Below are 19,072 nucleotides of genomic sequence, written 5' to 3'. Positions count from 1 at the left end.
GGTCCTCTGCGAGAGACCCTGAGGGGACGAAATTTACTTTTCCGCTTCCGCAAGCAGGATGCTTGCCTTGTTTTGGGACGAAGTTACGCTATCGCTAAACTTCGACCAGTTAAAGGTCCTCTGCGAGAGACCCTGAGGGGACGAAAAATCCCAAATCCCAAACCCGATACCCGAAATGCAATTAATCTGTTAATAATCAGCTAAATGTTAACAAATAAATCACATGTTATTTACGTTAATATGAAACGTTATCGCTTATTTTTATAGACCCATAAAAGAGGTCGCCTAAAATTTACCTAAAATAATTTTTATGACCTGGAGAAAATTCAGCGGCGAAGTAATCCAATCGCCCATTATGGAAGAGGTTGAAAAGGCAATTGAACGCGAAGCCCTCCTTGGCAACAAGCTAAAAGTATGTATCGGCACCGACTCGCAAGTTAAAGGATCCGTAACGGATTTTGCAACGGTGATCGTGTTTCTGCGCGAAAAACGCGGCGCTTTTATGTTTATACACCAGGAGCGTACTTCGCAAAAAATGAGCATTAAAGAAAGGATGCTGAGCGAGGTGCAGAAGTCTATCGACATTGCTTACAAGCTTTGCGATTTGCTCGACCTGTATGATGTGGAGCTTGAGGTACATGCCGACATTAACACCAACCCGATGTTTAAAAGTAACGCGGCCCTGCACGAGGCTATGGGTTACATCCTGAGCATGGGTTTTGTGTTTAAGGCCAAGCCCGAGGCTTTTGCAAGCTCATACTGCGCCAATAAAATAGTGCAGTAAATTTGCCGAAACCCAAAGCGTGTATCTATATTTGATATTAAAACATATCAGATATACCTATGTCGCCACTTATTGAAATCAACGACCCGGCTTTAGCCGCACAGGATACTATTCTTATTGATGCTCGCGGAGGGCAGGACTCTTACCAGCGTTACCTGGCAGGCCATTTAAACCACGCCATCTACGCCGACCTTGATCAGCACCTTACCACTAAACCCGATGACCCTGCCTTTGGCGGCAGACATCCGTTGCCTAATATACAGGAGTTTGCCGTACTGTTAGGTAACTGGGGCATTACACCCGACAGTCACGTAGTGGTTTATGACGATAAATCAGGCGCGTTCAGCGCATCACGTTTGTGGTGGATGCTGCGGGCAATTGGTCATGAAAACGTACAGGTACTAAATGGCGGCTTACAGGCCGCTAAAGATGCAGGTATAACATTTAGCACTGAAGTTTATACCCCGGTTGCCGTTGATCCGTACCCGGTAACACACGAATATGCAAATACTGTTGAGATAGCGGAGGCCGGAGAAGCTGCACAGGATCCCTCACGACTGGTAATTGATGTGCGCGAAACACCACGTTATTTAGGCCAAACTGAACCTTTGGATTTGATAGCCGGTCATATCCCCGGGGCGTTAAACCTGCCTTATATCAACAACCTCGGTGCCGACGGTAGGTATTTACCCGCTGATGAGTTGCGAAAGGCTTATGATGCTGCAATTGGCGATGTAGCGCATAGCGAAGTAATAGTTCACTGCGGTTCGGGTGTTACAGCCTGTCATACCTTACTGGGTATGGATTACGCGGGCATCAGCGGCCCAAAGCTTTACGTTGGCTCCTGGAGCGAATGGTCAAGAAGGGATTTGCCAATAGGGAAGGAAGATCGGTAGGGTCAGAAAAAAATGTCATTGCGAGGAACGAAGCAATCGCACGGACGCAGAGCGGTTCTGTATGGCATGCGATTGCCGCGCTACGCTCGCAATGACATCATTTTATAGCCCATTGGGCGAGTCGACCAAAACACTTATCCGTCCCTTCTTGTTACGTCATCGTGAAAACATACGTTTTAAAAAAAGAACAATCCATTCCTATCAGCCTTGATCAGGCCTGGGATTTTTTTTCGTCGCCATTAAATTTGGCTAAGATCACACCCAGTGACATGAGCTTCGTAGTAACATCTGATTATACCGCCGAGACAAAAATGTACCCCGGAATGATCATCACTTATAAGATCTCGCCGTTATTAGGTATTAAAATGAACTGGATGACAGAGATCACCCATGTTGATGATAAAAAGTATTTTGTTGATGAGCAGCGTTTCGGGCCATACGCGCTATGGCATCATCAGCACCATTTTAAAGAAATAAATGGCGGTGTTCACATGACCGATCTTTTACATTATGCTATCCCTTATGGCGCGATTGGCAGGCTGGCGAACAACGTTTTTGTTAAAGGCAAGGTAGAACAGATCTTCGATTACCGTACCAGGGCGATAGAGGATCTGTTTGGGAAGTACAAGTGTTAAATCACAGCTGAAAGCCAGCGGTAGTGTTATATTAAAAGATATTAATGCCTGCTTCCTTGTATGCCGAAAGTTCTTCATTGTCGGGAGATACATCGGTAATGATGGTGTCCAGTTCTGTTACCGGGCCAATGTAATAAGAATCGGCTTTATTTATTTTTTCTAAGGTGGATAAGGCGATAGTTTCTTTCGATACTTCTATCATCGTTTTCTTGATCTCGGCCTCTTCATAATCCCTGGTTGTGATGCCGATGGCAGGGTGCACACTGCAAATCCCGAAAATGCAAAGATCGGCCCGGATATTCCTGAAGGCATTGATGGTTTCATGGCCGATGGTAGTAAAGGACGATTTATACAGACGCCCCCCGGCAAATATCACCTCAACTGTTGGATGATCTTCAAGCGCGCTTGCAACCGGAAAGCTGTTGGTAACTACGGTGATCCTCAAGTCATCCGGCAGGCTTTCAGCCACAGCTAATGTTGATGTGCCGCCATCAAAAAGTACAACCTGTCCGTCTTTTAAAAAACTCAACACTTTTGATGCGATGACTTTCTTAGAGGCAATATCATGCTTTTCCCTCGCGCGGTAATGGTGCGGAATGGGAGAGTGGGCAACCGCGCCGCCCCTTACTGCTGTTAGCAACTTCTGGTCGGCCAATACTTTAATATCCCGGCGTACTGTATCTTCCGAAACATTGAGTTTTTCGCTCAGTTTGGCAAGCATAACTTTGTTGTCTTTTGATACGTGATCTAAAATGATCTGGAGTCTTTCTTCTCTTACCATGTTTGCAATATGATGCAAATTTATAAATAATTTGCAAAATATTGCAATTTTGTTTTGATTTGTTGCATGAAAACGCAAACAAAGAAAACTATCGCCATCGATATGGACGGTGTTATGGCCGATGTTGAGCCGCAACTGATCAAATATTATGAACAGTTGTACGGTATTACGAAAACCCTTGAGGCTATTGATGGCTTATCACATGCCGAGGCTTTTCCCTTAGATGCTGCAACGAAGGCTTCCCTGAACCTGCCCGGATTTTTCCGTACGCTGCCGGTTATGCCCGGCGCTATTGAGGCCGTTAGAAAACTGATGGAAGATTACGAGGTATACATTGTATCCGCCGCTACGGAATTCCCGCTGTCGTTATCCGAAAAGTTAGAATGGCTTCAGGAATATTTCCCGTTTATCAGCTGGCGTAATATTGTGCTGTGTGGCGATAAAAGTATCATCCATACCGATTACATGATAGATGACCATTGTAAAAACCTCGACTATTGCAGCGGCAAAGCCATCATGTTTAACGCGCATCACAACAAACATGAGCACCAGCACGTGCGGGTTCACAATTGGGATGAGGTGTTGAACCTGTTTGAAATGGAAAAAACTTCTGCAGATTTAGCATAGCAGAATCTAAAGAAGTTTATTGATAACTATTGCTTTAAGCTTATGCCTTCCACTTTTAGCTTTTATAGGGCTACTTCGTATCTATCCGGTAATTAAGTGATGCCGAAAAACTGGAACCTGCGCCGGTATTGCGCCCGGTAATAAAGGTGCCGCCTGTTAAAAACAGCGACAGGCTTTTAGCGAACGCATGGCCATAACTTAACGATACCTGGTTAAAAGCAAAGTTTTTACTGGCGCTGGGGTTCACGTTAAAATCCTTATTAATACTGGTGGCATAAAAGCCGCCTACGCTTAGCGAGATCTGCTCGCGGAATTTTTTATCGAGCGTTAAGCCGTATGTGGCATTGTACCTGTCCTGGAAAACGCTTTCGTAACCAAAGTACTCGCGTACACCGTTTTCGAGAATGAAGAATGAGTTTTTACCAAACAAATGCCCGCTGCCTGCAAAGGCCAGTTTAAGTTCGGCCCCTTTTTGGTTATAGCCCAGCGCGGTGTTGGTGTACATGGGTAAAATAGCCGTACCCTGTAAGCTGAAGTAGTATTTATAACTGATATTGGCCAGGTAATACCTGATACCCACTTCCAGGTCCTGGAAACCTGAGCTTTTGCTTGTACCAAGATCAGTACTAAAAGTATTTATTACATAAGGCGCAAGTACTGATAGGGTAAACTTGCGGCTTAAGCCAACTTCTGAGTATAAGGAATAACTCCATGAGCTGAACTTACCATTATTGGCAAATGCTCCTTTATGGCTGTCGGCATCCCAGGCTTTATTGGCAAAAAAGTAAGTTGCTGATGGCGATAGTGAGATCCTGCCCGGCCTTACCGGGAACCCTCCGGCATAACTTTTACCCGTAGCAATGGCGAATATTACTATCCCCGTAAGCAAATATTTTGATAAAGTATTTTTCAAGGTCATGTGTTTAAGATTTTAAAAGTTTTAAAACAAACCAAAGGTATCGCGCATCCAACGGCCCTCATAATCTTTGTATACCTGGCTCACCTCATGTGCAAGGTTTTTAAATACCAATACGTGTTTATCAGTATTTATTGAGTTGAACACCGCGTAACCATTGGCTGGCGGTACGTAGGGGTCCAAAAGGCCCAGACCTAAAATTGTTGGGCATTTTATAGTTGTTGCAAAGTTTTTGGCATCGTAATAATCAAGATTGTTTAATACCTGGTTAAAGGTTACGCCGGGTTTGCTTAAAACATATTTTTTGATATCGTTAATGGGCCATTCAACAGCGCCAACCAAATTGCGGATATCGCTCATGATGGGGTTTTGTGCCGAGCAAAGGTTTATACGGTGATCGACGCCTGAAAGCGCAAGCGATAAATAACCGCCCATACTACCGCCGGTTGCCAGGATCTGATCGTGTCTTAAATTGGGCTGCGCGTAAATAAAATCAACAGCGCGTACACAATCCATAATTACGCCGCGCATCACATATTTGTTTTTATCTTCAATATGATAGGAGATAAAGGCATCCCGCTCGGTGTGGATCACATCGCGACTGGTACCTTGTCCGCGGGTGTTTAGGGTGATAATCACGAGGTCGGGGTCATCACCTACAATGGGATATAGCTTTACCTGGTAGCCGGGCAGGCCAAGCAATACCGAAAATTTCTTATTTTTATTTTTGCTGATAGGTACCGTCATGTAACCGCGGATGGTAAGGTTATCCAGCGATTTCATCTCTATTTCGTAAACCTTGCGGTTTTCGGTGTTCATGGATGGTGCTTCGGTAATTTTGTAGTTGGGTTTTACCTTTGCCAACTCATCTTTAGCGGTTTGCCAAAACTGGTCAAAATCGGCCGGCTTGGCATATTGCGACCTGATTTCCTCCGGCCTGATCCCGAAAGCGCGACGGGTGGTATCGTCATAATCGCTTACGTTGATCATCATGTTAAGCTTGTAAAAGCCCGTTTTTAGGTTGGGTACCTCAAAATCATATTTGGAAGTGCTTTTTTTGCTAAGGTTTACCGGCTTTGACAGGGTTTTAATAATTTGCCCATTTTCGGTGGTGATATTGTATGATATGCTACCTTCCTGGTTAGTATCATAAGTGTTTTTAATTTCAAAGCTGAACGAGGCTGTTGAACTGAATATACCATCCTTATTATTGATAGTTAATACCGTTGATACTTCATCATCACCACCGCTCTTATCGTTGGTTTCGGCTGGTCCTTTTTCAGTTTCCTGTGCCATGGCCGGTAGGGCTGCACACCAGGTCAGTAAAGCGAAAGCAATGATCAGTAGTTTGTTAGCGTTTTTTAGCATGTTGTAATTAGGCTTTAATCTTAGCTGATTCATTTTCGGGATTGCGTGCTTTGTTTTTAATCAGGAAATCAGACTTGCGGATATAGTGATTAAGCGGTTCTTCAATTAATTTAAACAACGTTATTGAAATGATATTTAAAACGATGAAGGCATACAAAAGGTTTAAACTATCATACTCAAACGGCGAATGCCAGTCGACACCCCATTTATCATAAAGCTCAAAAACATAATCGTTAAGACTGTTCATGCCCTGATGGATAAAATTGTACATAAAGCCTAAGTGGATCAGGTAAAATATGTAGGAGCTTTTGCCCAGCAGTTCAATAAAAGGGTGTGCTAAAAACTTTTTAAGGAGGGTAGTTTCGGTAAGCAAGCCATAAAAGAAGATTGCAATCGAGGTAGCCAGTAGATAGTTATTGGTTATAATGCCCCAGGGATTATGCAAACCGGCTTCATATCCTTTCGGGATAGTTAACGTAGACATGATCCACACGCAAAAAAAGATCAGGAAAAAACCCAGGTAGGTAAACTTCTTTTTACTGGTACCATCAAGCTTTTGTTTGCGTACTATGAGCGCCAGCTGAATGCCTGCAAAAAACTCAAAACATCGGCCCAAAAAGGTGTACAGCATCATGAACGTAAAGTTGCCGAAGAAACCGAACCAGTTTACATGACTAAAGATGAGTACAAGCAAAACACCTAAACCGGTAACCGCGATAGGCTGGATATAAAACTTTTTGTATTTAGTGGCGATAAGGAAAATAAATGGCGCCGAAAAATAAAAGCATTCTTCAACCGTGAGCGACCAGCCCTGGGCAATGCCCGTAAACTTAAACTGATCAAAAAAGCCGCGCATAAAAACAATGTTCATGAAAAACATAACCACCGGGTTTTGCCCTGCCGTTACTGTTTGGTTTTGGGTAAAATGATAAGCTATGAACGCGCCAATGGTAAGCAGCGCGTACATGGGATAAATGCGTGCTACCCGGTTTTTAAGGTATTGCAGAAACCAGGCTTTAGTTAATTTAAAACTATCAAAATAGCGAAATGCGATCAAAAAGCCCGAAAGCACAAAGAAAATGGTAACCCCGATATGGAACTCATTAAAGAAACGTTGCACAGAGTGGGGAAATTTCTCATCAAACACATAGGCAAAATGCGATATGAAAACCAGGTAAGCTGCCATAGCCCTTACACCTGTTAACGCCGGAATATAATTGGATTGTGCTCGTTGTGACAAAATGGACGTGTTTTAACTTTCAGATGAATTTAATTATACGTAAATGTTTGCAAAAGAGATACCAATGTTTAGGAAGTAACAGCGGCAAGTGGTGATATTTTAAGTTGCAGTGGCAGTTTTTAGTTGCAGGGAGAAGAGTATTGATTTGCTTATTCGTTAAACCAGAACCGGGATTTGGGGGGATTGGCCGGATTGATGGATTTTGTTGGCTCGTAAGTTTCCAAAGCTTTTTTTATAACATCGTCATTGCGGGTACCCATCAGGGAAATCCTGAAAAAAACCGTGATGACGTATAAAGTATATCTGCGCCGTTGTTGGTGACAACACCATATCCGTTAACCTAAGGGATTGAATATGTCGTAAACAATCTCAAAGGCTGCTTTTTTCCGTTTCTTAGGTTCAATGAGCATGTTTTTTATAATTGGGAAAATGAATATCTCGCACCACTGTTCAAAGCTCATGGAGCTTTTTACCACTTTTCTTAATGCATAATCAAACTGGCGTGCCTGCTTGAAAAACTTCCACATAGAGCAAGCGTATCCGGGCACTCCCTTTTGAATAGCTGCATCGATACATCGGAAGATCTTCCAGTTGAGTAATATCCATATGAATTTGGCGATCAACTGGCATTCCAATCTGTCTTTTTTAACTGCCTTGATCTGATGTATACCGAACAACGATTTCCATGTTTTGAATACTAATTCAATCTGCCATCGTAAGCGATACAATTGAATAATAGCTGCCGCGTTAAGGGATTCTTTCGTTGTATTGGTAATGAATACGCTGAATTTACAACGGGTCTTGTACTTATCAGTAAGTTTACTTTTCTGACTTTTTGCTTTTTGTTCAGCTTTTCTTATTCGTTCTGACCATACCGCCTCCGGTACAGGTAAAGCGATCAGGCGACAAGTGATGGCATCTTTACCTGTTCCAACAATAACCTCCGTATCAAAATGATTATTATTATTCTGCATCTTTTGGTACAGCTTTACCCAATCTATCTGCTTACCATTGCTGCACTGGACAAACTTTACCTGTGGGTGAGGTCTGTTCAGGAAAAATGCCTCTTCCTTAATTACTCTTGCAAGATATTCTAATGTTACAAACCCCAGGTCCCGGATATGCAATTCGTCTTTGCAGATCCGGTCTAATGTCTTTCCCGAATGACTTTGGTCATTTTCAGTTGCTTTTGTTAATTCAAGGTTCTCCCAGTTCCCGTGCTTCAAATCAAAAGAATACTGAATGTTCATAATAGAAGATACTCCAAAGTTTCCAAAGCCTGGATAATCTTCCGCGAATTGGTCGGGTAGCGTAAACTTAGAGGAATCAGCGATTAGCACACGTGAAAAAGGCTGCCAGCTGTTTAGCTGGCCATGATCCAGCTTTAAAGCCATTTGGGTTGACAAAACCGATTTCAGAAAGTCAAGCGTTCTTGTATTGAAGCGTTTGTGCAGTCCAACTTTACTTAAAGATTTCTGATGTTGCTGGGCCAGATCGTTACAGCAATCCTGCAGACTAAGCTGGCTATGGTCTAAATCACTAAACATCAACGTGTCGATAAACTCCGATGGTTTTAGCTTGGACTGCCTTTGTAGGAAACCACTTTTTCGAGCTAATTCAGAAAGTTTATCAGGGTCTATAACTGAGCGGATGCTGGTTTGTAGTTCGGATGCATAATCAGTAACAAATGTACTTTGATCGAAAATAAAAGGCGCTTTTCCCCTTAAAATGAATGATTATCGCGAAAAAAAACTTATTTTTATAAAAGAAAAGGCGGTAATTGCCTCGAAAACAAACCGCCTTTTTAATAAATATTAAACTATACAAATATGGGAAAATCTAAGTGGTTTTGCCCAATGGCGAAGCCCCGTCATTTATAACTCCTCAAAAAAACTTTTTTAAAATCCTTAGGTTAACGGCTATGGTGTTGTCACCAACAACTTCTATTTGTTCAATACACCATATTCTTAATTGCTTTACCATTGATAGCCGAGGGTAAATGTTGTTGGTGACAACATCAACAACGGCAGAGTAATCCGGCAAATCCTATAAATCAAGGTTCAGACGGCTTCCCTGCACCACACCTCTGCTTAAAATTTTCTGATCAATGTAATACTGAATCTCTGATTTTTTCAATCCCCAGTTGGGGGCGATGAGCAGTTCGCGGTCGCTGAGGCCGAAGAGGCGCTGGATCACGATATCAGGGCGAATAAGTGGTAACAGCTCGCACAGAAAATCGGCATATTCATCAATGCCAAACAGGTGGAAGGGGTCGCGTTTGTATTTTACGCCCATTACCGAGCCTTCAACAATATGCAGGTGATGGAATTTTACAAACTTGATCTGTTTAAAACGGTTGATCTCGTCGGCATATTTCAGCATCATTTCTTTAGTTTCCCAGGGGAAACCGAAAATAGTATGTACGCAAATATCCAGTTTTGAGTTTTCCACCAGGCTCAGGGCTTTCACCAGTTCTTCATGGCTGCAGCCGCGGTTGATTTGGTTCAGGGTTTCGTTATAGATGCTTTCCATACCCATTTCCAAATCAACATCAAAACGATCGGTATAGCTTTCCAACAGGGCAATCTTTTCGGCGTCAATACAATCGGGCCGGGTACCTACCGAGAGGCCTACAATATCTTCGGTACCGTAGCTTAGGGCTTCATCGTACAGCATTTTCAAATAATGCGCCGGGGCGTAGGTATTGGTATTGGGCTGAAAGTAAATAATAAACTTATCGGCCTTATTGCCTTTACGCGCGCGTTCCATACCTTCCTCAACCTGCTGCCTTACAGTAGGGGCGTTGCGGCTGACAGAAGGCGTAAAGGAATCAACATTACAATAAGTGCAACCGCCGTAGCCTTTTGAGCCATCGCGGTTGGGGCAGGTAAAACCACCATCAACAATTACTTTAAACACGCGATGGCCTTTGTATTTTTCCTTAAGCCATGGCCCGTAGTTGTTGTAGCCTTTTTCCCAGGTTGTTATTGTTTGCTGTTCCACTTTGCTTTCCTTTTGATGATTTCACGGATTGTTGTGATTATCACCGGTTGAGCGGCAAAGATAATGAATTTTGATGAGTCGGAAAGTTGGCCCGTTTATCTGCACATCGTTCATAAAATAGCCATTAATTGGCTTAACTATTTATTACGGGTTTGCATAATAGCTTATATTTCCCTAATTATGTATTACCTAAAATCTTTCAAATTGCCTGCACAAACAATAAAAGTCTTCGCTTTGCTAACTATAATCCCGCTATTATGCAATTGCAGTTCAAATACAACTGGAGTTAAAATCAAAACAGCTACGGGCCATGTAACCAGTGCCCCAAAAAGTTTAGCCAATATTACTTACGGAAAAAAATTACAAAGCTGCAAAGCAGGTTATCCGTTTGCGGGGTGGCGCGAAGCATTTGATCAGGGATTTGAACAGTACACTGAGGAGAATTGCGGTAGATTTAAGGCTGTTTTTGATCGTTTGATCAGCGATTTAACAAAGCTTGGAGAGCAATCGCCAAGTACTGACAAAGTGGAAGTTTTTAAAAGGGCAGTATTGTTATTAAATAATATAAATGCGGAAGACAGTAGCCTGATTGAAACCGGGGAGCGTGAAGATCTTTGTGCACTGGTAGATCAAATTACTATTGCCTGTGGCCTTAACCCTAAGGATTTTGGCGGCGGCGAAGGAATAGCCAGCGAATGGAGAGAATGGTGAGGCACATAATAAATTATGTTATGCAGGCCGGAGCTTTTTGACACTGACCATATCCAGGTAAGGGTAATCATGAATAGCGCTTATCAGGTTGCAGCCGTTGGATTCACCTTTAAATAAGTCTTTTTATAAGTGCTCAAAATCTCAGTTATTTTGGATGGATCACGTTTTTCAAACAGGTGAATGATCCATACGGTAATACGCAGCATCCCAACAGGGTTAACAATGCCTAAACCCAACTTGTTGATGTCATTATCCCTGCTGGCTATCTGCTTAGGATAAGCATCCCCGGTACGGGTAAACAGGTCTTCGGCAAAGCACCAGGCACCATCACGGGCGTTGCTAAGGGCAAACTGGATGAGGATAGAATTATTTTGCGCATGCAGGCCGGCTAATGACAGCAGCGGCGAGATCTGGTTCAACTCGCTGATCACCTCGTAGGCAAGCGCCGATAGTATAGTATTGATGGAATTAAAATCATTATGAACTTCGGTTAGCGGCTGGTTGAGCTTGTTGGCTACTTCAACAACGGCAACACCCAAATCGAGGTTGATATGCGCATTCATGCCGATGAGCAGATGCTGTAATACCAGCTTTGACGATTTACTAAAGATGCCGAACGCCAGTTGCCAGCAGTTGGAGCAAGGCTGCTTTTGTTGCCAGCTGCGATAGGCCGTGATGTACCTGTTGGCAAAGATCACGTCCAGTTGTTCCATACGGGCAGGGTTTTCAAACTCACCGTTTTGGATGCCTTCCCTTACCTTGCAGGTAACTTTATGATATAGGGCCGCAAAATATCCGGCGCGGCTATCGGTTTTTATTGCATCGGCAATAATGGCTTCTAACTGTTCAATAATCTGGTCGATAGTTTGAGCTTGTGCAATAGGTTCCATATAGGCAGATAAGTTCAGGTGAATTTAACCATTTTAAAGATAGGGTTTTTGTTGATGGCTTGTACATCAGGTTTTTATGTTGAACAGGCAAAATACAATTAAAAATAGCCCGATAAGCAGTAAGCCCCAATATACATACCTGAAAAATGAAGCGCTATTTAGCTTGTGATTAAGATATCGTCCTAAAAAAATAGCGGGGAAAACAGCCGGTAGCGACATGATAAAATATTTCAATACTTCCCTGGTAATTAGCCCTTTAAAAATATAGCCTGCTACACCAATTAAGCTTGCCGGTAAAAAGTACCCCTGCAGTGTGGCCCTGAAATTTTTAGCGCTCCATTTACGCATGTTACCATAAACAACCAGCGGTGGCCCGTTAACCCCGTAAGCGCCTCCTAAAACGCCCGAGAGAAATCCGCAGATAAACAACCAGAATTTACTATCATACTTAAGCTGAAAGCTGTTTTTGCCAAATATGGCATATAATGAGTAAAGGATGATGAGGGCACCCAGCCCTGTTTTTACCCAAAACTCGTTACCGTAAATCAAAATCAGTAAGCCAATGGGGATACCCGGTATAGCAAAAATGATAAGCCATTTTGCGCTGTTAAACTGGATGCTGCTATGATCCTGTATCACCACCACCAGCGCAATCAAAACAGAAATGAGTACCGAAAGCGGAACGGCAACGCCAAGAGGGATAAATATGCTTAGCAGCGGTACAGCAACCAGCGATTCGCCAAAACCAAAGGTCGACCGCACCAGTGTAGCAATAAAACTTATGATAAAAATGTAAAGAAAAACAGTGTACATATCAATGTGTATTAAACCTATTGATCATTTGCCGGGAGGCTTAATGATCAATAGGTTGTTATTATTTTTTATTACGACTTAGTTGGGCTTCGTTTCGATGACAGGATGGAATCGACAGAGAATATACCACCACCCGAAATAAGCAGTGTGATAAGCCCGGCGATAAACAATAAATTGATCTCATATCCCGGCGGACCGAAAATTGGTCCATTGGGAGTTAAACCAATGGTTTTTACCGAACTGAAACCATAATGAATTTGAATACCGAACATGGCTACAAGCATAATGCCGATAAGTGGCAAGGCGGTTAAGCTTACCATAAACCCGGCAAACATGGCCAGGCCGCCAACCAGTTCTGTTAAGGTTGACATCCATGCCATAGCATGCGGGAAAGGGACATGTATCTGGGCCAGCAGGTTTCCGAAGGCTTCGGGACCTTTAATTAATTTTGCCCAGCCATGTGCCATAAAGCCGAAGCCGATAGTCAGCCGCAGAAACAGGGGAGCGGGTTGCCGGTAATTTTTACCGGTTATTGAAAAAATATGTTTGATCATGATTTTAAAAAAAATTGATATGCAATGATCATTTAGGCCGTGTATACAGATGCCGCTGCAGATAGCAACATCAATAACAGAAAAGCCGGTGATCATTAAAAAATTGAATACAAAGAGCCGTAAGGCGTTAGTGGACAATGCTTAAATTAAACGCACAACTTAATTGTTGCATGGCGAGAAGCATAAAATGGGCGGGAAAGGTTCAGATCAATAACGACCTGTTTGCCAAATAAAGCGGAATGGAATTTAAACCCCGGGCAGCGGGGTTGGGGTATAAAACAACAAGCTTTTTTAACAGGGCTATGCCCCCAAAAAATACGGCTGTTACAACAATTGCCAGGAGCAAGGGGATTGTTGTTTTTGATACAACTTCCTGGTATGGTATAATTTTATCGCCGCTATTATATGCGTTACATACGTCATCAACAATAGCTTTGATATCGCGCGGGGCCTTTTGTTCTTTATTTTGAGACGAATGGCTGGCGAGCGAACACAAAGTATTCCTTACCGGGCAGTAGCCAAGCACCAGGAAAATCACCATCATCATCAAACTTAGTGATGAACGTATGGGTTTACTGTTTTTTCCGTGTATCATGCTTTGGCCTTTAACAATGTTTTTGGCGTAATGGTTAAACCGGTATCGCAAAGATAATATGTTTTAAAGAACGGTTTTGTAACAAGATAATGCACAACAGGAGGAGATTAAATTAAGGCTAGGCCACGTGGGATATGCTTGGCAGCGTTTTAAAAGCCAACAAAGGTAAAATTCAGGACTTTTTGCAAAAAGCGATGAGCTTGATAACATGCATAACACGGCAGCAAACGCGAAAGATTTATATAAAGCGCCGAATACGCTGTATTTTACTGCACAAATAATGGTAAAGTTATTTTGATTTTGTTGCGTGTTGGGGCTTATTGCTAATAATATCCTAATTTTTTAACCTGAAAGAAATAATAATTGTAAAAGTGCCTCCTCGGTATCAAAAAACGACTATTTAATAAAACCATAGCCAGTTTTATACGTACTAATTATAGTATTAATTAATTATTCACCTAAAATTAAACACTATGATTACGTTATTATTGGCATTAAGCGCAAGTGCATTATGCGGTTTTTTTGTTGCGCACAGTACAAATGAAAATGAATGTTAAAAATAATAAGTTAAACGGGTAATTATGTGAAAAGGCTGATCAGAAATGATTAGCCTTTTTTGTTGGATGCTTCTTTCGCTACCGCAAGGCTGTGCCTTGTGGTGAATGTGCTGAGTATTGAATTTGGTTTGCGGTAGCAGGGGCTATCTTACCTTCTCGAAGATTTCCCCATAAGTTTCAACACCATCTTTTAGCACCATTGCCCTGCTAAAGCATATCAGATCTGCAATTGACCCTTGCAACCGGTTAGGATTGTCTTTGTTAACGGTTAAGTATCCCAAAAGCTTCCCGCTGCCGTCGACAACGCGCGGCGGATATTTTGCCTTGGGATTATAGGGTGAATAATTACTGGTCACAGAACCGTACCTGCCTCGTTCGTTCCAAATTGACTTTGGACTATGAGCAGAACCATAATCGGAAAAGAAACTCCATATAGACTTTGGCGTTTGACTATCGCAATCAAAGCAGCCCAGGAACTGGTCGTAGTGTTTACCTCCATAAATTTTCGTTAGGCCTTGAGCATTTGCTGCAATGGAACTTATGACAGTTAAGAAAAGTATTAGCGCTAATTTCCTCATAAGAGTTTTATTGTATCTACTTTGTACCTATAGAATTACTCCTGTGAACATCCTTTTCAGAATCATAAAGATAGCCCTTACTTCTGTTAGGTTGCTTGCGGTAGCTGAGGTAGAACCATAATCGGTGAATGGGCTTCAAATTGAATGCGGCTGTTCATTGTCATAGTTCATGCAGCCTAAAAATTGATCGTGATTTTTGCCTCCATAAATATTTAGCTTGCTTTGAGCTTTTGCAGTGCAAGCAATAATGATAATTAAGAGTACGACTATTTTCAGGTTTTTCATGCTATTTATATACTGAAATTGTCGTTCAATTACGAAAGTCGTGAAAATTGTCGTTATAATATTTAGGTATATCCTTAACTATTTGCTGCCGTTCTTCGCTCACCGCATTTACAAACGGTTCCCATGACCGTTTCGGATTCTTTCTATTTACGGTCATATATCCTTTAGACTTACCATTTTCGTCAAGTATAATCGGCGGACATTTCGCTTTTTTATTGAAAGGGGAATAATCACTCTTAGTACTTCCGTACACGCCATTCGGGTTCCATATTGAGTTAGTCTCGTGGGTGGATCCATATCTCCCCAGGGTGTTCCAGATGGAATTAGGATCATCTTTTGTACACGTGACACATCCTAAAAACTGATCGTGTTTTTTTCCTCCGTAAATATTTAATTTAGACTGGGCTTTTATTGACAATGCGGACGATAAAAAGAACGCAAGCGAGATGATAATTTGTTTCATAATCAATTATATTAAGGACATTTTGTTCCAACTGAGTTGCCTTTTCTGACATCTCGTTCCGAGTCGTTGGCATATTTAATGCTGCTATCATCCACGATTCCTCCTTTTGCAAGAGCCAGCGCCTTATCAGCAGGAAAAGAAGGATTATATGCTAATATCGCATCTTTAAGCTGTCCAATGAAATATTCAGCCATAGTTATGTGACCGCCTGTTACGACCTTGGTTTCGTATCCGGCTCCGGGGTCGATCCAATAATCGTATGGGTCAGCGCCGACTACGCTTGTGAAATTGGAGTGAGCAACAACTTTTACCATCGGATACTTGGCTCTGAAACCAGCATCACCAAGCGTCTTGTGTTCCAAGTTCAAATAAGCGTGAATGGCCTCATGATAAAGCGTTACGAGCCGGTATTCGTTCGATGAATTGGCAAGAACAAAGGGGTTGAGATATACCTTGTAGCCGATCGTATGTCCATCTTCAGTTGCATTATTGCCGGTAAAATCAGCAGCAGGGCCATCAACAAACGTGATGCTTTTACTGCTTGTCGTGCCGAAGGCTTGATACAGTATCCTTGCAATATTGGTATTGAGAGTGGTCAACTGCGCCACCAATGCCCGGGCGCATTGGTAGTTCGTACTAATACTATCTCGTATGTCTGCATTGGGAATGGTAACCTGAGTTGATGTTACAACGGTTGCACACGGCACGTTTCCATCTGGTGGCGGAAAGCCCCCGCCTGGATCAACTGGTGTGGCAGGCGGTTGATATGTGTTTGTTTGTAGTCCATTTACGCTGACCGTTTTGCCGATGCTCTCAACAGCTCCGCCTTTTGGCGCGCATGGATCGTCTTTGGGCGCAGGTGGAGTACCAGGAGTACTACCTGTTCCTCCGCCTCCCCCGTCACCGCCGGTGCTACCTGAGCCGCCGTTGTTATCCGGGCCACCACCCATGCCGCCCGCGTACGTGGTGACACAATAGCTATCGAGCGTCACTGGCGGGTAGGTATGTCCTTCATACGTGGTGGTTTGCGTCCACGCATAGCACACCGTTATTCCTATTAGGTTGGTCTTTATCGCGTCTATTTGAATACTGTTGTTTGTTTCAGCAGACCCCGTAGATGCCGCGTTTGGTGAGATTTTCGCCATTACCTTCCCACTTTGGTATGTCCACGCGTTAACAAATGCTCCTTTCGGGGTACTGTAGTATACGATCCCGGTAAAGTCGCTGTCCCGCTTGTTGTATTTGTTGTTATCAAGCTTCGTGAGGTCACCTTTGAGATATGACGGGTCGCCGATAATAGTCATAATGTAGGCTTGATAGACGCCAAGCGATTTTATCAAGAGAAATGAGCTTTTACTGTTCGCTGCTTTGTATTCCGTCCCGGTGGTTTGTTCTTTTATGCCAAGGGCAAGCTTCCCGAGGTCACTGCGTCTATCGGCATTTCGAGCACCTCGTCATCGAAGCGTGTATATGTTGCACCATTGTTCCAATCAGGCTTTACACCTTGGCTCCAATCTTGGCCGACAGATGCTGCCTGCACAGAGAGTTTGGTGTTGGCAGGATAAGATTTTTCGTACCAACTTTTTGCTTCGTTGACAGCGGCAGGATTTGCAGCAGGCGGCGTAGTCACATGGCTATCTTTTTTACAACTGCCGATAATTACGGCGATGAGCGTGATAGGCGCACATAGAAGTAGTAGCTTTTTAAAAGCCGGTTTAGGTTGATTCATTATTTTAGTAGATTGTCTTTAGGTAAGATAATAACTAAATAATAAATTAAAGAATATTTAATATTTTTATTTATGCACATGGAGCCTATTAAGGAAAGGCATTAAAATGGTATTACCTATGCGCTACCATGGATTTTGCTAAAATATTGTAGTTTTATAGTAAGTATTTGTTAATGATATCGATTAACGAGAATACCTTTGCTGCAATATCCCAAACCACTTTATCCCCCCACCCCCCCCAACACCCTGTTCACCGCCGATAAGCTCATTTCCAGCCTGCCGGCAATTTGCCTTTGGCTCAAATCCTGTTTATGAAGCGCGAGCACATCTGCGGCCCGGCGTTGGCGCTCGATTTGGCTGTAGCGGCGCAGGTGTTTAACCTCATTATCGGTATGGGAAAATACAAATTGTAAAAAGCCGTTTTGCCTCTCCAGCCGACCGAGGCATACGTTATGGCTGCCGTACATTTCGGCGGTGCTGCGTTGTTTTACCTGTTTAAGATAGCGGTAACCGGGCAGGGTTTGGCTTTCGGCCATGGCGAAAGCGCTGTCGGCAAAGTTGATGAGCATTTTGCTGCCCTGCAGGTCGTTACGGGTAATAGGCAGTGAAGGGTTGCGCTTAGGGGTGTGAGCCAGCACCAGGATGCTGAGGCCATGCCGGGTTTTAAGCAGTTTGAGCTGTTTCATGAGCGAGAGCGCCTGGCTGCTGCGTTCGGTGCCGTTGCGGAGGCAGGTAATATTATCAATAATCAGCACCCTGGCATCGGTACGTTTAATAGCGCGGCTAAGCGCGTGGGTAATAAATTCATCAAAAGTTTTAAAATCTTGCGGCAGGCCGGTCATCTGATCAAACTCGCCCCGGTAAAAATTTTCGTGGAAGGTGTGGGTGATGCTGCCGTCGGTATAGCGTTGTTCAAATTGTTTGCCGGTGAGTTCAAAATCAATGTAGAGAACCGGGCTGGGTTCGGCATCCATTTTAAAAGGTGTGATGGCTTTGCCGCGGGTAATGCTGTCGCCCAGTTGTACGGCCAGTAAACTTTTGCCCATATTGGTATCGGCAAACAGGATGCACAGTTCGCCCTCGAGCCAAAACTCGCCGAACAGCATCCGGGGCGTTTGGCGTTCGCGTTCCATCTCCATCCATGTACTGGCCTGGTGAATAATAAAAGCATCGGGAGGGATAGCGTCAGGGTCATAAACCCTCGGGCGGATCCCTCTTTTAGCGTCTCTTCGCGCCGCCTCGCGCACATCGGCGCGGATCATTTCCACAACCAGTGGTCGTCCATTTTTTTGAATCATAGTGTTATGTCGTTGATAAATTAATGCTTGATCTTTTAGGCCAAACCATAAGGCCCGGGTAGCGGAGAAGTGTTCGGAAGAAATAAAAAAAGAGGGATTGCGCGATTCCCTCCCCCGGGAGGGAATTAAAAATCTTCCAACATTTACTGCATAACGGGAAGGACCCCGACTTATGGCTTCCGGCTTAGTACTCCTGACTTAATTGCCCCCGGGAAATTTTCATAAGCCCTCTCCAAAGGAGAGGGTTGGGTGAAGGCCAAATTTAGCTGTAGGTCTTTGCAATATTGGTGGCGCTGTTTTGTCAGTACCTGCCGGTAAAATGGAGGGTTCAAATAAAAATGCCCAAAAA

General features: G+C 43.3%; 20 protein-coding genes. 5 read left to right on the top strand and 15 right to left on the bottom strand.

Annotated elements, in window-relative coordinates; translation table 11 throughout:
• Positions 1–310 precede the first annotated feature (310 nt).
• The 3 genes from ACP26M_RS16580 (at position 311) to ACP26M_RS16570 (ending at position 2,315) form a co-directional block, all read left to right on the top strand.
• Positions 311–784: a ribonuclease H-like YkuK family protein gene (locus ACP26M_RS16580; protein ID WP_090533971.1), complete on the top strand. Its 474-nt coding sequence runs from the start codon at positions 311–313 to the stop codon at positions 782–784.
• Positions 785–843: 59 nt separating this feature from the next.
• Positions 844–1,680, top strand: coding sequence for a sulfurtransferase (locus ACP26M_RS16575; protein WP_176622433.1), 837 nt, complete (start codon positions 844–846; stop codon positions 1,678–1,680).
• A 161-nt stretch (positions 1,681–1,841) separates the two neighbouring features.
• Positions 1,842–2,315: an SRPBCC family protein gene (locus tag ACP26M_RS16570; protein ID WP_426581547.1), complete on the top strand. Its 474-nt coding sequence runs from the start codon at positions 1,842–1,844 to the stop codon at positions 2,313–2,315.
• 31 nt (positions 2,316–2,346) lie between these two features.
• Here the strand turns inward: ACP26M_RS16570 and ACP26M_RS16565 are convergent, their stop codons facing one another.
• Entirely contained in the window at positions 2,347–3,096 is a 750-nt protein-coding gene (locus tag ACP26M_RS16565; protein ID WP_426581545.1) for a DeoR/GlpR family DNA-binding transcription regulator, read from the bottom strand.
• Between the two features lie 66 nt (positions 3,097–3,162).
• Between ACP26M_RS16565 and ACP26M_RS16560 the strand changes: the two genes are divergently transcribed.
• On the top strand, positions 3,163–3,723 hold the full coding sequence (locus ACP26M_RS16560; RefSeq protein ID WP_373614981.1) for a 5' nucleotidase, NT5C type: 561 nt from the start codon (positions 3,163–3,165) through the stop codon (positions 3,721–3,723).
• Between the two features lie 70 nt (positions 3,724–3,793).
• Here ACP26M_RS16560 and ACP26M_RS16555 read toward each other — a convergent pair whose 3' ends face one another.
• The 5 genes from ACP26M_RS16555 to ACP26M_RS16535 all read right to left on the bottom strand — a co-directional run bounded on the left by ACP26M_RS16555 (position 3,794) and on the right by ACP26M_RS16535 (position 10,250).
• A complete protein-coding gene (locus ACP26M_RS16555; protein WP_426581542.1) occupies positions 3,794–4,642 on the bottom strand; it encodes a hypothetical protein in 849 nt (282 codons plus the stop codon).
• 21 nt (positions 4,643–4,663) lie between these two features.
• Positions 4,664–6,007, bottom strand: coding sequence for an acetylxylan esterase (locus tag ACP26M_RS16550; RefSeq protein ID WP_426581540.1), 1,344 nt, complete (start codon positions 6,005–6,007; stop codon positions 4,664–4,666).
• A 7-nt stretch (positions 6,008–6,014) separates the two neighbouring features.
• Positions 6,015–7,247, bottom strand: a complete 1,233-nt coding sequence (locus ACP26M_RS16545) for an acyltransferase family protein (RefSeq protein ID WP_426581538.1) — start codon at positions 7,245–7,247, stop codon at positions 6,015–6,017.
• Between the two features lie 335 nt (positions 7,248–7,582).
• Complete coding sequence (locus ACP26M_RS16540) at positions 7,583–8,887, bottom strand: IS4 family transposase (RefSeq protein WP_426589693.1); 1,305 nt, start codon at positions 8,885–8,887, stop codon at positions 7,583–7,585.
• Positions 8,888–9,293: 406 nt separating this feature from the next.
• Positions 9,294–10,250, bottom strand: coding sequence for a TIGR01212 family radical SAM protein (locus ACP26M_RS16535; RefSeq protein ID WP_426581536.1), 957 nt, complete (start codon positions 10,248–10,250; stop codon positions 9,294–9,296).
• 234 nt (positions 10,251–10,484) lie between these two features.
• Here ACP26M_RS16535 and ACP26M_RS16530 point away from each other — a divergent pair, with 234 nt between their 5' ends.
• Positions 10,485–10,961 carry a hypothetical protein gene (locus ACP26M_RS16530; RefSeq protein WP_426581534.1) on the top strand — a complete coding sequence of 159 codons (477 nt, stop codon included), beginning with the start codon at positions 10,485–10,487 and terminating at the stop codon, positions 10,959–10,961.
• A gap of 83 nt (positions 10,962–11,044) precedes the next feature.
• On the opposite strand, the gene ACP26M_RS16525 is transcribed toward ACP26M_RS16530, so the two are convergent.
• The 9 genes from ACP26M_RS16525 to ACP26M_RS16485 all read right to left on the bottom strand — a co-directional run bounded on the left by ACP26M_RS16525 (position 11,045) and on the right by ACP26M_RS16485 (position 18,723).
• The gene (locus tag ACP26M_RS16525; protein WP_426581532.1) at positions 11,045–11,851 is read right to left on the bottom strand and encodes a DUF5995 family protein; all 807 of its coding nucleotides are present in this window, start codon (positions 11,849–11,851) and stop codon (positions 11,045–11,047) included.
• Between the two features lie 66 nt (positions 11,852–11,917).
• Entirely contained in the window at positions 11,918–12,664 is a 747-nt protein-coding gene (locus ACP26M_RS16520) for a sulfite exporter TauE/SafE family protein (RefSeq protein ID WP_426581530.1), read from the bottom strand.
• Positions 12,665–12,735: 71 nt separating this feature from the next.
• Entirely contained in the window at positions 12,736–13,218 is a 483-nt protein-coding gene (locus ACP26M_RS16515; protein ID WP_426581528.1) for a DoxX family protein, read from the bottom strand.
• 202 nt (positions 13,219–13,420) lie between these two features.
• The gene (locus tag ACP26M_RS16510; protein WP_426581526.1) at positions 13,421–13,813 is read right to left on the bottom strand and encodes a hypothetical protein; all 393 of its coding nucleotides are present in this window, start codon (positions 13,811–13,813) and stop codon (positions 13,421–13,423) included.
• A 700-nt stretch (positions 13,814–14,513) separates the two neighbouring features.
• Positions 14,514–14,948, bottom strand: a complete 435-nt coding sequence (locus ACP26M_RS16505; protein WP_426581524.1) for a hypothetical protein — start codon at positions 14,946–14,948, stop codon at positions 14,514–14,516.
• Between the two features lie 310 nt (positions 14,949–15,258).
• The gene (locus tag ACP26M_RS16500; RefSeq protein ID WP_426581522.1) at positions 15,259–15,696 is read right to left on the bottom strand and encodes a hypothetical protein; all 438 of its coding nucleotides are present in this window, start codon (positions 15,694–15,696) and stop codon (positions 15,259–15,261) included.
• Positions 15,697–15,707: 11 nt separating this feature from the next.
• Positions 15,708–17,000 (bottom strand): hypothetical protein, encoded by a 1,293-nt coding sequence (locus tag ACP26M_RS16495; RefSeq protein ID WP_426581520.1) that lies wholly within the window; start codon positions 16,998–17,000, stop codon positions 15,708–15,710.
• A gap of 92 nt (positions 17,001–17,092) precedes the next feature.
• Complete coding sequence (locus ACP26M_RS16490) at positions 17,093–17,425, bottom strand: hypothetical protein (protein ID WP_426581518.1); 333 nt, start codon at positions 17,423–17,425, stop codon at positions 17,093–17,095.
• A 221-nt stretch (positions 17,426–17,646) separates the two neighbouring features.
• Positions 17,647–18,723 carry an AAA family ATPase gene (locus ACP26M_RS16485; protein WP_426581516.1) on the bottom strand — a complete coding sequence of 359 codons (1,077 nt, stop codon included), beginning with the start codon at positions 18,721–18,723 and terminating at the stop codon, positions 17,647–17,649.
• Positions 18,724–19,072 lie beyond the last annotated feature (349 nt).

Source organism: Mucilaginibacter sp. R-33 (genome assembly GCF_049949235.1).
In the GTDB taxonomy this organism is placed as follows: Bacteria; Bacteroidota; Bacteroidia; order Sphingobacteriales; family Sphingobacteriaceae; genus Mucilaginibacter.
The sequence above is the reverse complement of the archived record's forward strand: the minus strand, read 5'-3'. Positions and strand labels throughout refer to the sequence as shown.